Origin of the sequence: Streptomyces sp. NBC_01217 (genome assembly GCF_035994185.1) — a bacterium.
Taxonomy (GTDB): Bacteria; Actinomycetota; Actinomycetes; order Streptomycetales; family Streptomycetaceae; genus Streptomyces.
This window is the reverse complement of record NZ_CP108538.1, coordinates 6,390,347-6,403,559: the sequence shown is the minus strand read 5'-3', so window position 1 is coordinate 6,403,559 and position 13,213 is coordinate 6,390,347. Positions and strand designations below refer to the sequence as shown.

General features: G+C 71.7%; 12 protein-coding genes and 1 pseudogene. 5 read left to right on the top strand and 8 right to left on the bottom strand.

What is annotated here, in order from left to right:
* Positions 1-58: 58 nt before the first annotated feature.
* From OG507_RS28715 to OG507_RS28690, 6 genes are all read right to left on the bottom strand, one after another.
* On the bottom strand, positions 59-682 hold the full coding sequence (locus OG507_RS28715; RefSeq protein WP_327370038.1) for a TetR/AcrR family transcriptional regulator: 624 nt from the start codon (positions 680-682) through the stop codon (positions 59-61).
* 3 nt (positions 683-685) lie between these two features.
* On the bottom strand, positions 686-1,687 hold the full coding sequence (locus OG507_RS28710) for an agmatine deiminase family protein (RefSeq protein WP_327372139.1): 1,002 nt from the start codon (positions 1,685-1,687) through the stop codon (positions 686-688).
* Between the two features lie 22 nt (positions 1,688-1,709).
* A complete protein-coding gene (locus OG507_RS28705) occupies positions 1,710-3,398 on the bottom strand; it encodes an urease subunit alpha (RefSeq protein WP_327370037.1) in 1,689 nt (562 codons plus the stop codon).
* Positions 3,395-4,075, bottom strand: coding sequence for an urease subunit gamma (gene ureA / locus OG507_RS28700; RefSeq protein ID WP_327370036.1), 681 nt, complete (start codon positions 4,073-4,075; stop codon positions 3,395-3,397). The genes OG507_RS28705 and ureA overlap by 4 nt, the downstream gene beginning before the upstream one ends.
* A 171-nt stretch (positions 4,076-4,246) precedes the next feature.
* Entirely contained in the window at positions 4,247-5,335 is a 1,089-nt protein-coding gene (locus OG507_RS28695; RefSeq protein ID WP_327370035.1) for a branched-chain amino acid aminotransferase, read from the bottom strand.
* A 241-nt stretch (positions 5,336-5,576) separates the two neighbouring features.
* A complete protein-coding gene (locus tag OG507_RS28690) occupies positions 5,577-6,617 on the bottom strand; it encodes a 3-isopropylmalate dehydrogenase (protein WP_327370034.1) in 1,041 nt (346 codons plus the stop codon).
* Between the two features lie 128 nt (positions 6,618-6,745).
* Between OG507_RS28690 and OG507_RS28685 the strand changes: the two are divergent.
* Positions 6,746-8,213, top strand: a pseudogene (locus OG507_RS28685) (purple acid phosphatase family protein).
* 6 nt (positions 8,214-8,219) lie between these two features.
* Here OG507_RS28685 and OG507_RS28680 read toward each other — a convergent pair.
* Together OG507_RS28680 and OG507_RS28675 are read right to left on the bottom strand one after the other, a co-directional pair.
* Positions 8,220-8,348: a hypothetical protein gene (locus tag OG507_RS28680; protein WP_327370033.1), complete on the bottom strand. Its 129-nt coding sequence runs from the start codon at positions 8,346-8,348 to the stop codon at positions 8,220-8,222.
* Positions 8,349-8,532: 184 nt separating this feature from the next.
* Positions 8,533-9,393, bottom strand: a complete 861-nt coding sequence (locus tag OG507_RS28675; protein ID WP_442811036.1) for a LysR family transcriptional regulator — start codon at positions 9,391-9,393, stop codon at positions 8,533-8,535.
* Between OG507_RS28675 and OG507_RS28670 the strand changes: the two genes are divergently transcribed.
* The 4 genes from OG507_RS28670 (at position 9,370) to OG507_RS28655 (ending at position 13,167) form a co-directional block, all read left to right on the top strand.
* The gene (locus OG507_RS28670; RefSeq protein ID WP_442811035.1) at positions 9,370-10,389 is read left to right on the top strand and encodes a zinc-binding dehydrogenase; all 1,020 of its coding nucleotides are present in this window, start codon (positions 9,370-9,372) and stop codon (positions 10,387-10,389) included. The two genes, OG507_RS28675 and OG507_RS28670, sit on opposite strands and share 24 nt — an antisense overlap.
* A 143-nt stretch (positions 10,390-10,532) precedes the next feature.
* On the top strand, positions 10,533-11,105 hold the full coding sequence (locus OG507_RS28665) for a CDP-alcohol phosphatidyltransferase family protein (protein WP_327370031.1): 573 nt from the start codon (positions 10,533-10,535) through the stop codon (positions 11,103-11,105).
* Positions 11,102-11,962: a phosphatidate cytidylyltransferase gene (locus tag OG507_RS28660; RefSeq protein ID WP_327370030.1), complete on the top strand. Its 861-nt coding sequence runs from the start codon at positions 11,102-11,104 to the stop codon at positions 11,960-11,962. The genes OG507_RS28665 and OG507_RS28660 overlap by 4 nt, the downstream gene beginning before the upstream one ends.
* On the top strand, positions 11,959-13,167 hold the full coding sequence (locus OG507_RS28655; RefSeq protein ID WP_327370029.1) for a lysophospholipid acyltransferase family protein: 1,209 nt from the start codon (positions 11,959-11,961) through the stop codon (positions 13,165-13,167). Before OG507_RS28660 ends, OG507_RS28655 begins: the two co-directional genes overlap by 4 nt.
* The last annotated feature ends 46 nt before the right edge of the window (positions 13,168-13,213 follow it).

Sequence of the window (13,213 nt, the reverse complement as noted above, 5' to 3'; positions counted from 1 at the left end):
CCGGGAGCGTAACAAGGGCGCAACAGGCAACGATCACGCGTACTTACGTGCGTTGCGTTCACGACGTCCCTGGACGCTCCGGCGCGGTGAGCGAGTCGTCGATGAACTCCCTCACCCGGTCGAGTACTTGACCGCGGCTCATACCGGGGATGCCGACGGCGACATGGACGCTGAACCCGTCGAGCAGGGCCCGCAGCCGGGTCGCGAACCGTTCGGCGTCGACGGTACGGAACTCGCCGTGCGAGGCGCCCTCCGCCAGCAGCGCCACCAGGTCGCGGTGCCAGGCGCCCTCGATCGCGGCCTGCCGGGCGCGGGCGTCGTCGTCGGCGTTCTGCGAGCGGTTCCAGACCTCCAGCCAGAGCGTCCAGTGCGGATCGCGGTGGCCGTCGGGCAGGTAGAGATCGATGTACGCGTCGAGCCGCTCGCGGACCGCCGTCCGCCCGGACAGCAGGGTGCGCCGCTCGGCGCCGAGCCGGCCCTCGCTCCACTCCAGGGTCTGGAGCAGCAGTTCGTCCTTGGTGCGGAAGTAGTAGAGAAGGTGTCCGCTGCTCATGCCGACCTCACGGCCGAGCCCGGCCATGGTGAGGCCGTCCAGGCCCCGTTCGGCGATGGTGGCCATGGCGGCGGCCAGCACGTCCTCGCGGGGCGGGGCGGTGTTGCGGCGGCGTGGAGCGGGGGGCACGGTTCAGACCTTCGGCTGCTGCTGGGTGATGCAGTGGACACCTCCACCGCCGGCAAAGATCGTACGGGCGTCGACGAGTGTCACCGTACGGCCGGGGAACAGCTCGCCGAAGATTGCCGCGGCCTCCTTGTCGCGCGGGTCGTCGAAGGCGCAGAGGATCACGCCGTCGTTGCAGAGGTAGTGGTTGATGTAGGAGTAGTCGACCCACTCCCCGTCGGCCCTGAGCACGGTGGGGGCGGGGACCTCCACGACGTTCAGGGTGCGGCCCCTGGCGTCGGTGGCGGCGCGCAGGATGCGGACGGTCTCGCGGGTGATCTCGTGGTCGGGGTGGGCCGGGTCCGGCTGGACATGGGCGACGACGGTGCCGGGGCGGGCGAAGGCGGCGACGATGTCGACATGGCCGAGGGTGCCGTACGTACCGTAGTCACCGGCCAGTCCGCGCGGCAGCCAGATGGCCTTTTCGGTGCCGAGCCTGGCGTGGATCTCGGCCTCGGCCTCGGCCCTGGTCCACTCGGGGTTGCGTTCCTTGCCGAGCTGGACGGTCTCGGTGAGCAGGACGGTGCCCTCGCCGTCGACGTGGATGGCGCCGCCCTCGTTGACGAGCGGGGAGCTGTGCACGGGCACGTCGGCGAGCTCGGCGACTGAGCGCGCGATGTGCTGGTCGTGCTCCCAGCGGGCCCAGCCCTGGGCGCCCCAGCCGTTGAACGTCCAGTCGACGGCGGCAAGTTGATGCCCGTCGCTGACGAAGGTGGGGCCGATGTCGCGCATCCAGGCGTCGTCGAGCGGACGGACGGCGAGATCGATGTCCGGGCCGAGGAGGGCGCGGGCGCCGTCCTCCTGGCCGGGGCCGACGACCATCGTGACGGGTTCGAAGCGGCGCACGGCGCGGGCGACACCGGCCCAGGCGCCGCGGGCCTCGTCCAGTGCGGCGTCGGTGCCGAAGGTGGGGTTGGGGCCCGGCCAGGCCATCCAGGTGCGTTCGTGCGGGGCCCACTCGGGCGGCATGCGGAAGGTCACAGCGGGGTCCTTACAGAAAGTAGAGGCGGTTGAGGGAGACGGAGTCGGCGGGCTCGGAGCGCAGCGGGTCTCCGTCCAGGGTGACCAGACCGCTGCGGGCGTCCACGGCGACCTCTCCGGTACGGGAGTTGTGGACGAGGTCGCCGGGGCCGATGCCTCGGGTGCCGCGCACCCCGACGCGGCGCCGGCGGGTGGGCATGAGGTCCGCGCCGAACTGGGTGGCGGCCTGCGAGACGAAGGCCACGGAGAGATCGGCCGCGGTGGCTCCGTACGCCCCGAACTGCGGTCCGAGGACCAGGGGTTCACAGGTGTCGGTGGCGGCGTTCGGGTCGCCCGTGACCCCGTACGCCGGGAAACCGGACTTCAGTACGAGCTGTGGCTTCGCGCCGAAGAACTCGGGCCGCCACAGCACGATGTCGGCGAGCTTCCCGGTCTCGATGGAGCCGATCTCGTGCGCGAGGCCGTGGGCGATGGCGGGGTTGATGGTGAGCTTGGCGTTGTAGCGCAGCACCCGGGCGTTGTCGTCCGCGGGGCCGTCGCCGTCCATCGGTCCGAGCTCGGCCTTCATCTTCCCGGCCATCGCGAAGGTGCGGCGTACGGTCTCACCGGCGCGTCCCATGCCCTGGGCGTCGGAGGACGTGATGCCGATGGCGCCCAGGTCGTGCAGGACGTCCTCGGCGCCCATCGTTCCCGCGCGGATGCGGTCGCGGGCCATGGCGGTGTCGCCCGGCAGGTCCGTCTTGAGGTCGTGTACGGAGACGATCATCCCGTAGTGCTCGGCGACGGCGTCCCGGCCGAAGGGCAGCGTCGGGTTGGTGGACGAGCCGATGACGTTCTCGACGCCCGCCATCTTCAGTACGTCGGGGACGTGGCCGCCGCCGCAGCCCTCGATGTGGAAGGCGTGGATGGTGCGGCCTTCCAGGACGCGCAGGGTGTCCTCGACCGACAGGCACTCGTTCAGCCCGTCGCTGTGCAGGGCGACCTGGACGTCGTGCTCCTCGGCGACGCGCAGCGCGGTGTCCAGGGCGCGGGTGTGGGCGCCCATGTCCTCGTGGACCTTGAAGCCGCACGCCCCGCCCGCGGCGAGCGCCTCGACCAGCGGGGCCTCGTGGGAGGACGAACCGCGGCCCAGGAAGCCGATGTTGACGGGCCAGGCGTCGAACGCGTTGAAGGCATGGCGCAGGGCCCACGGCGAGTTGACGCCGACGCCCCAGACCGGGCCGAACTCCTGGCCGATGACCGTGGTGACGCCGGAGGCGAGCGAGGCCTCCATGATCCGCGGCGAGAGCAGATGGACATGGGTGTCGACGGCTCCCGCCGTCGCGATCATCCCCTCGCCGGAGACGATGGTGGTCCCCGTGCCGACGACAACGTCGACGCCGTCGAGGGTGTCCGGGTTGCCGGCCCGTCCGATCGCCGCGATCCGGCCCTCGCGGATGCCGATCGACACCTTGCGGATGCCCTGCACGGCGTCGATGACCAGCACATTGCTGATGACGACGTCGCAGGTGTCGCGGACGGCGGCGGCCTTGAGATGCAGTCCGTCGCGGGCGGTCTTGCCGAATCCGGCAAGGAACTCGTCCCCGTACCGCTGAGCGTCGGACTCGACGCGGACGGTCAGCCCGGAGTCACCGAGCCTGACCCGGTCCCCGGCGCGCGGGCCGTGCACGGAGGCGTATTCGTGAGGGTCGATGCTCATCGTCCGACTCCCAGATATCCGCAGGCCGCCGCGCGCCGCAGGGCCTCCTCGCGTGCGCCGGGCGCATCCAGCGGCCCGTCGACCAGTCCGGCGAACCCGATGGCGATCCGGTCGCCGCCGATGGGTACGAGCCCCACCTCGGCCGACTCCCCCGGCCCGAAGCGGACGGAGGACCCGGCGGGGACGCTCAGCCGCATCCCGTAGGCGGCCGCCCGGTCGAAGTCGAGGCGCGGGTTGGCCTCGAAGAAGTGGAAGTGCGAGGTCACGGAGACCGGCACGGTCGCGGTGTTACGGACCGTCAGCAGCGCCGCCGGTTCCGGCTCGGGCACCGCGGGGCCGGGGAGGACGGCCCCGGGCGCGTCGGCACCGAGCCCGTCGCCCAGCGGCCGGGAGACCACCGCGAGCCGCGAACCGTCGTCGAAGACGGCCTCCACATGGACCTCGGTGACGACATCGGCGACCCCCGGAAGGACATCGTCCGGGCCGAGCACGCAGCGCGCGGCCTCGATGGCCTCGGCGAGCCTGCGCCCGTCGCGGGCGGCCTCGCAGACCGTGTCCGCGATCAATGCGGTCGCCTCGGGGACATTGAGCTTCAGGCCCCGGGCGCGGCGGGCCCGGGCCAGTTCCGCGGCGCCGAAGAGCAGCAGCCGGTCACGTTCCGTCGGGGTCAGTCGCATGCCCGTACACCTCCTGTTTAGAGCAGCACTCTAACCGCGAATCAGCGTGAATCGAAGGGTTGAATGGCTCACTATTGAGCGATGCTCGAACAGCGCGACAGACCCCGGCACATGCAGAAGGCCGCGCCCGGCAGAACCGGGCGCGGCCTTCGCGCGTACGTAAGGGGGCTGCTAGCCGAGCGGGTGCATCCAGCCGTGGGTGTCATCGGCGACGCCGCGCTGGATGTCCAGCAGGCGCTCGCGCAGCTTCATCGTGACCTCGCCGGGCGCGCCGTCGCCCTGGGTCCACTCGCCGCCCGCGGACTTGACGGTGCCGACGGGGGTGATGACGGCGGCCGTGCCGCAGGCGAAGACCTCGGTCAGCGTGCCGTTCGCGGTGTCGTCGCGCCACTGGTCGATGGAGACGCGGCCCTCCTCGGACTCGTGGCCCAGGTCACGGGCGACCTTGAGCAGCGAGTCACGGGTGACACCGGCGAGCAGGGAGCCGGTCAGGGCCGGGGTGACGATCTTGTTCCCGTACACGAAGTACAGGTTCATCCCGCCCAGTTCCTCGACCCACTTGTGCTCGACCGCGTCGAGGTAGGCGACCTGGTCGCAGCCCTTCGCGGAGGCCTCGGCCTGGGCGAGGAGGGACGCGGCGTAGTTGCCGCCGGTCTTGGCGTCGCCCATGCCGCCGGGGACGGCCCGCACCCGGTCCTCGGAGAGCCAGATGGAGACCGGCTTGACGCCCCCGGGGAAGTACGCGCCCGCGGGCGAGGCGATCACCAGGAACAGGTACTCGTTGGCGGGCCGCACTCCGAGACCGACCTCGGCCGCGATCATGAACGGGCGCAGGTAGAGCGACTCCTCGCCGCCGTGCTCCGGAACCCATGCCTCGTCCTGCTGGACGAGCGCGTCACAGGCCGCGATGAACGTCTCGACGGGCAGCTCCGGCATGGCGAGCCGGCGCGCGGAGGCCTGGAAACGCCTGGCGTTGGCCTCGGGGCGGAACGTGGCGACCGAGCCGTCCGGCTGGCGGTAGGCCTTGAGGCCCTCGAAGATCTCCTGCCCGTAGTGCAGGGTCATGTTGGCGGGGTCGATCGACAGCGGTGCGTAGGGAACGAGCTGGGCGTCGTGCCAGCCACGGCCCTCGGTCCACTTGATCGTCACCATGTGATCGGTGAAGTAGCGGCCGAATCCGGGCTTGACCAGGATCGCCTCGCGCTCCGCGTCGGACAGCGGGTTCGAGGAGGGCTTGAGCTCGATCGTGGGCGTCGTCATGAGTGCGTGTCCTTCACCGGTTGTGTGTGTTGGACCGCGCTCACGCCGCTCCTGTCAGACAGGTGCTAGGACGTCCGAGCTTCATGGCGAGCCACGGCCCCGTTCGATTATCGCTCCCGGGGGGCCGTGCACGAAATGACGCGAATGCGGTCCAGTGGTCGATGGTGGCACCCGGGACCGCAGAGGAGAAGCCGCCGGGTGCGGTTGCGACCCGGCGGCTTCGAAAAATGGAGTCGTCGGGTCAGCTCGCTACTCGTACCGCGAGCGCGTCGCCGATCTGATCGGTCGTACGGGGGGTGTCGCCCCGCTCCGCGAGGTCGGCGGAGACGGCGTCCTCGATGCGCCCGGCCTCGGTCTCGTAGCCGAGGTGGCGCAGCAGGAGGGCGACGGAGAGGACCGTGGCCGTGGGGTCGGCCTTGCCCTGGCCCGCGATGTCCGGGGCGGAGCCGTGCACCGGCTCGAACATCGAGGGGAATTCGCCGCTCGGGTTGATGTTGCCCGATGCCGCGACGCCGATGCCGCCGGAGACGGCCGCGGCGAGGTCGGTGATGATGTCGCCGAAGAGGTTGTCGGTGACGATCACGTCGAAGCGCTCGGGCTGCGTGACGAGGAAGATCGTCGCCGCGTCCACGTGCAGGTAGTCGGTGGTGACGTCCGGGAATTCGGCAGCGACCCGGTTGAAGACGTTGGTCCACAGGTGCCCGGCGTAGGCCAGCACGTTGTTCTTGTGAACGAGCGTCAGCTTCTTGCGCGGGCGGGCCTGGGCGCGGGCGAAGGCGTCACGGACCACGCGCTCGACACCGAAGGCGGTGTTGACCGAGACCTCGGTGGCGACCTCGTGCGGGGTGCCGGTGCGGATCGAACCGCCGTTGCCGGTGTACGGACCCTCGGTGCCCTCGCGGACCACGACGAAGTCGATCTCCGGCTGGCCCTTGAGCGGGGTGGCGACACCCGGGAGGAGCCTCGACGGCCGCAGGTTCACATGGTGGTCGAAGAGGAAGCGGAGCTTCAACAGGAAGCCGCGCTCCAGGACGCCGGACGGGACCGAGGGGTCACCGATCGCGCCGAGCAGGATCGCGTCGTGCCGCTTGAGCGCCTGGACGTCCGCGTCGGTGAGGGTCTCACCGGTCGCGTGGTAGCGCTTGGCGCCGAAGTCGAACTCCTGGGTCTCCAGCTTCACATCCTGCGGGAGAACAGCATTGAGGACCTTGAGGCCCTGAGCCACGACCTCCTGGCCGATACCGTCACCAGGGATCACTGCGAGATTGATGCTGTGAGACATATCGGCACCTTACTGCGCGTCCCACCCCATGACATTTTACGTCCACCATACGGACACATGGGAGCTGTACGTGTACCGTTCACCTATCTGAGGCGATGGCGTCAGGCGACGGGTGGCTGTTCTCGTCCATGGACATCCCACGTTTCGGCATTCCCGAGCAACTCGCCGGCCGTACGAGCATGGCCGAGCAGCACGAATACCTGCGCACCCGGCTCACCCGGCGCGGCGTGCTCCGTACGAGCGTGGCGACCGCGGCCGTCGCGGGCCTGGGCACCGCACTCGCCTCCTCGCCCGCCCACGCGGCACCGGCCGTTCTCACCTCCGGCCGCACCTCCACCCAGGTGGACGGATCGCTGGTTGCGCCGTTCGGGCGGCACCTGGCGTACGGCGCCGGCCCGCGCACGCAGATGGCGGTCTCCTGGCAGGTCCCGTTCGCCGTGAAGAAGCCCTACATCCACATCGGCCTCAAGCCGTGGGCGCTGAGCCACCGCATCGACGCCGAGGTGCGCCACCTCACCACCCCCGAGCTGAACGACGGCAAGATCGCGGCCGTCGAGCAGTTCTACGTACACGCGAGCCTGGAGCGGCTGCAGCCCGGCACGACGTACTACTACGGCGTCGGCCACAACGGCTTCGACCCCGCCGACCCCCGCAACCTGGGCACGCTCGGCACCTTCATCACCGCGCCCGCGCGCGCCGAGGCCTTCACCTTCACCGCCTTCGGCGACCAGGGCGTGAGCTACCACGCGCTGGGCAACGACCAGCTGATCCTGGGCCAGAACCCGGCGTTCCACCTGCACGCGGGCGACATCTGCTACGCCGACCCGTCCGGCTCCGGGCAGAGCACCGACACCTACGACGCCCGCACCTGGGACCAGTTCCTGGCGCAGACGGAGACCGTGTCGAAGACCGTGCCGTGGATGGTGACCACCGGCAACCACGACATGGAGGCCTGGTACTCGCCGGACGGCTACGGCGGCCAGAACGCGCGCTGGACACTGCCCGGCAACGGTCCGGACCCGGTGAACCAGCCCGGTGCGTACTCGTTCGTACACGGCAACGTGGGCGTCATCGCCCTCGACGCCAATGACGTCTCGTACGAGATCCCGGCCAACTTCGGGATCAGCGACGACCAACGCACACGCCTCGGACGGCGGGGTGCGCGACGCCTGGGTGCCGCTCTTCGAGAAGCACCAGGTGGATCTGGTCATCAACGGGCACAACCACGTCTACGAGCGCACGGACGCGATCCTGAAGAACGCGGTCCAGCGCAAGGTGCCGATCGGCGAGCGCACCGACCCGACGCGGGACGGCATCGTGTACGTCACGGCGGGCGGCGCGGGCAAGGCGCTGTACGACTTCCCCGCGCCGGACACCTACGAGGGGCACGTCGATGACCGGGAGAGCGTGAACACGTACCACGTGGTCAAGGGCAGCGGGAAGGCCACCGAGACCGTGGAGTGGTCGCGGGTGCGTTACACAGGCTTCTCGTTCCTCGCGGTGGAGGTGCAGCCCGGGCAGCACGCCCGGATGAAGGTGACCGCGCTCGCCGAGTCGGGCGAGCGCATCGACCACTTCGAGATCAGCCGCGGCTGACCTCTCTCAGTGGCCCGTGGAGCCGCCGTTGTCCCTGCGGTCGAGAGCCCGCTGCAGGGCGGCGGCGGCGTTCTGGCGCTCCGAGTCGGTCGGGCGGTGGGTGTGACGGACGCGGCGGACAGTCGTCTCTGCCATGGTGGATCGACTCCTTGAGATCGCGAGGACTTCGAGATCGAAAAATCGTGAACGTGATTTCGAGATCGGGATTTCGAGGCGCCGGAAGGGGCGGGGAGCGGGCGCCGCAGGGGTTGCCTGCACAGGAGCGCGCACTCACGACCGCCAGTCGCTGGATCTAGCGAGACGTTCGGCTCCTACAAAGCTAGGACAGCTCGGCCGGTCTGTCTCCACAATTACTCGGACTTCCTACTATCTGAGACGGAGGTTTACGCCAGCCCGCTCTCAGTTCCCGGATCAGGGCCCGCACTGCGAGCGATCGTGCCTGCTCAGGGGTGGTGACATAGCCGACCGAACGCGTCGGCCGCTCCGGCCCGAGGGCAGTGATCTCGACCGTGCCGGGTGCTCCTTCGAGTGACAGCTCCGGCATGATCGCCATACCGAGACCACGGGACACCATCGAGAGCACCGCTCCGTCGTCCTCCGCCTCGATGGTCGCCCGCGGAATCCACTCCTGCGCGGCCCACCAGTCGCGGGTGTACGAGGTGCAGCTCTCCGCCCAGTCCACCAGCGGGAGCGTCCGCGGCGCCGGATGACCGGCGGGGTGCACCAGCGCGTACTCCTCCTCCATCAGCACTCCCCCGACCAGCTCCTTCGGTACGGGGGAACTCGTCCCGATCGTCGCGATCCCCAGATCGGCGCGCCCGTCCAGGACCTCGCCCGACGTGCCCCGTCCCACCTCGCGCACCATCCGCACCACCGGCTCGATCCCCGGGTGGCGGGCCCTGAGCCGCTCCAGCGCGGGCGGCAGCAGATACAGCGCGGCGCTGCGGAAAGCGGCGATCCGCAGCGGCCCGGCCACCACGTCGGACCCCGAGCGCCCGGCCGCCACGCCCCGCGCCTCGGCGCCCATCAGATCGAGGAGCCGCAGAATGCGTCGGGCGTGCGCGACGGCGCTCTCACCGGCGGGGGTGGGCCTGGCACCCTTCCTGCCGCGGTCGAAGAGCACCGCCCCGATCCTGCGCTCGCTGGTACGCACGGAGTGGGACACCGCGGACTGCGTCATGCCCAGCGCCTGTGCCGCGCCGGAGAAGCTGCGGGCGTCCTCGACGGGCGACGAGTACCCGCAGCTCGTGCGGGGCGAGGTCGGTCATCTCGCGGTTCCCCCTCATTGCATGAACACCGCTCATGGAAACGGCCTTTCCATCGACGCAACCCACTGCCCGGCACCCCGCTGGAGGGCCGGACCGTCGGCCGGGTCGTCGCCTCCCGCGACCCCGCTCTCGCCGAGGGCGATCTGGTCTTCCACCGGCAGGGCTGGCGCACCCACGCCCTGGTCACGGCCGGGGCCCTCGGCGCGCGCAAGCTCCCGTCGTACGAGGGAGTGCCGCTGACCGCCCACCTCTCGATCCTCGGCGGCACCGGACTGACCGCCTATGTGGCCCTCACCCGCACGCTGGATCTCCGGGCGGGCGAGGACCTGTTCGTCTCGGCCGCCGCGGGCGGGGTCGGCTCCGCCGTGGGCCGGATCGCCCGGCTGCTCGGCGCCGGACGGATCATCGGCAGCGCGGGCTCGGCCGCGAAGGTGGCCCGGCTCACCGGGGAGTTCGGATTCGACGCGGCCTTCGACTACCACGACGGACCGGTCGGCGAACTGCCGGCGAAGGCGGCACCCCAGGGGATCGACGCCGCGGTCGACAACGTGGGCGGGGACCATCTGGAGGGCGCGATCTCGGCGCTGCGCGAGCACGGGCGGATCGCCTGGGTCGGTGCGATCGCCCAGTACCACTCCCCGGACCGGCCCCCGGCCGCCCCGCGCAACCTCTACGACGTGGTGGGCAAGAGCCTGCGCCTCGAAGGGGTACTGGTTCGCAACCACCGCGAAGTGCAGGGCGAGTTGGAGGACTTCCTGGTGCCGCATCTGCGCAGCGGGCTGATCGCTGCGGACGTCACGGTCATCGACGGTATCGAGCGGACCGTGGACGGCTTCCTGGGGATGCTGCGCGGCGAGAACACCGGCAAGATGCTGATCCGCATCGCCGGTCAGGGCGCCCGGCCCTGATCCGGGGACGGCCCCGGAGCGCCGGCTCGGTGGACTCAGTCATGCGCCCCGGCCTCCCGGGCACCGCACGCACCAGGTACTCAGCCCTCATCTGAGTACCTGCCACGTGTCGAAGAACCGTGCGCCGCAGGAGAGTTGAGCCCATGAACGGCCTCTACGCTCTCAAGCCCTGGTACGCGGACCGGCTCTCCGGTGTCCGCGCCTCGCTGGTCCGCCGTGAGGTGTCGCCCGACACCCTCACCGCGGCCGGCGTGGTCTCGGCGGCCGGTGCCGCCGCCGCACTGGCCTGGCTGCCCACCGGCCTCGCCGCCCTGCCGGTCGCCGTGCTGCTCGCGGCCCGGCTCGCCTTCGCCAATCTTGACGGCGCACTGGCTCGCGACACCGGCCGGACGACCCGGCGCGGCGCCGTCCTCAACGAACTCGGCGACCGGGTGGCGGATCTGGTCGTGCTGGCCGGTTTCCTGGCACTCGCCCCGCTGTGGCTGGTGGCAACGGCCGGACTCGCGGCCACGCTGCCGTCGTGGGTGTCGCTGGCCGGGGCCGCCGCGGGCGCGCCCCGGCGCAACGGCGGCCCGGTCGGCAAGACCGAGCGCTGTCTGCTGGTCGTGTTCGCCGCGGCGATCGGCTGGGCCGTACCCGTCCTGATCGTGATCGCCGTCGGCTCGCTGCTCACCGCGGCGCTCCGGCTGGCCGGGCTGTGGCGGGAGCTGGCATGAGCGCCGTACTGATCGCCGAGGAGGCGGCGGCCCGGGCCGTGCCGCTGGTCGCGGGGGTTCTGGGGGCGGGCGGCGTCGCCGTCGCCGTACTGCCGTCGAGGGTCCGGATGCGGGCCGAGCTGCGCAAGCGGTGGCGTACCTGGGCGCTGGTGGCGCCGGTCTTCCTGGGGGCGTACTTCCTTGGCGGCGGCGGGACGTTCACACTGGCCGCGGGGCTCGGGGTGATCGCGGTGAGCGAGTTCGTCCGGATGGCGGGGCTCACACGCGGCGATCACGCGGTGCTCGCGGTGGCGGCCCTCGCGCTTCCGGCGCTGGCCTGGCTGGCGCCGCAACTCCTCGACGTACGGGCGGCGGCGCTGCTGCTGGTCGCGGCCGCGCTTCCCGCGGTGCTGTCCGGGGACGACCGGGCGGGCTTCACCCGCACCGCCCGCACCGTCTTCGGGCTGCTGTGGATCCCGGTCGCGCTGACCGGTCTGGTGACGCTCGGCGACACGGGTGTGGCGGTGGGGCTGGCGGTGGCGCTCGGCGATGTCGGCGCCTGGTGCGGGGGTACGGCGCTGGGCCGGCGCGGCCCGCTCGCCCGGCCGCTGTCGCCGCTCTCCCCCAACAAGACCTGGGCGGGTGTGGCCGGTGCCGCGGCGGCAACCGCCGCACTCCTGCTCGTACTCGGCACGTTCACCCTCCCGCTGTGGGCAGCGGTGCTCGGCGGCTGTGTCCTCGGCGACCTGCTCGAATCGATGGTCAAGCGCGAGTCGGGGGTGAAGGACGCGGGCAGCTGGCTGCCCGGCTTCGGCGGCCTCCTCGACCGGATCGACTCCCTGCTGGTGGCCCTTCTCCTGGCGATGGTGATGACATGACCTCCGCACTCCCGCGCATCCGCGACCGGATCGTGCTGCCCGTGCGCTCCCGCGCGACCGCCGCGCTCCGGCGCGGCCTGTGGTGGGGCGTCCTCAGCCTCACCGGCGGGGTGGAGCGGCGCGGCAGGCTGCCGCGCGGCGGCTGTGTCGTCGTCGCCAACCACTCCTCGCACGCGGACACGGCGGCGCTCCTCGCCGCGCTCGACGCCCGGCACACCCCGGCGATCGGCGCGGCGGCCGACTACTGGTTCGCCTCGCCGTGGCGGCGCCGGATCTGCCGCAGGCTCGCGGCCGGGTTCCCGGTGCGGCGCAGCGGCGGCGGCATGGACGACCTGCTGTCGATGGCGGACGAGCTGCGGGCGGGCCGGGCCGTCGTCCTGTTCCCCGAGGGCACCCGGGGCGGGGACGGCGAGCTGGGCTCCTTCCACCGGGGCGCGCTGGTCCTGGCCGAGCGGGCGGGTGTCCCGGTCGTGCCGGTGGGGATCGCGGGCACGGACCGGCTGCTGCCCAAGCACGGCCGGCTGCGCTCGGCGCTGGTGCGGGTGTCGATCGGTGACCCGCTGCCGTCGGCCCTCACGCCGGAGGAGGCCCGCGACGCGGTGGCGGCGCTGCACGCGCGTACGGTCGCCGAGCCGCTGAGGGACTCCGCAGCGCGGCGCCGGGTGGCCTCGGTCGTCACCTCGCGCTGGGGCATTCCGCTCGCCTCCCTCTGGGCGCTGGCGGAGGCGCTCAGCTGGCCGCTGATGCCGGAGCTGCTGCTGGGCGCGGTCTGTGTGGCGGTGCCGAGGGCGGCGCCGAAGATGTCGCTGGCGGCCCTGGCCGGCAGTCTGGCCGGTGGCCTGCTCGCCCTACAGCTGGCCTCGGCGGGCGTGCAGTTGCCCGCACCGATGACCACGGACCGGATGCGCGCGGAGGTCCGCGGCGAACTGGTCCTGGAGGGTGCGTCCGCGGTGCGTCACCAGCCGTGGAACGGCATCCCCTTCAAGGTGTACGGCGCCGAGGCGGGCCGCGCCGAAGTGCCCGCGCTCGACTGGCTCACCGCATCGGCCGCGGCACGCGGCTCGCGGACCCTCACCGTGGGGCTGGGCTTCGCCGCCTTCGGTCTGCTGATGCGCCGTCACCGTCGTCACTACGGCCGCTATCTGGTCCTGCTGGGCGGCGGCTTCACGGCCGGACTCTCACTGATCGTGCACGGCTGGAGCTGAACGGACGCAGCGGGAGGCCGGGATCGGCTCGCTCCGGCCGGCGGTC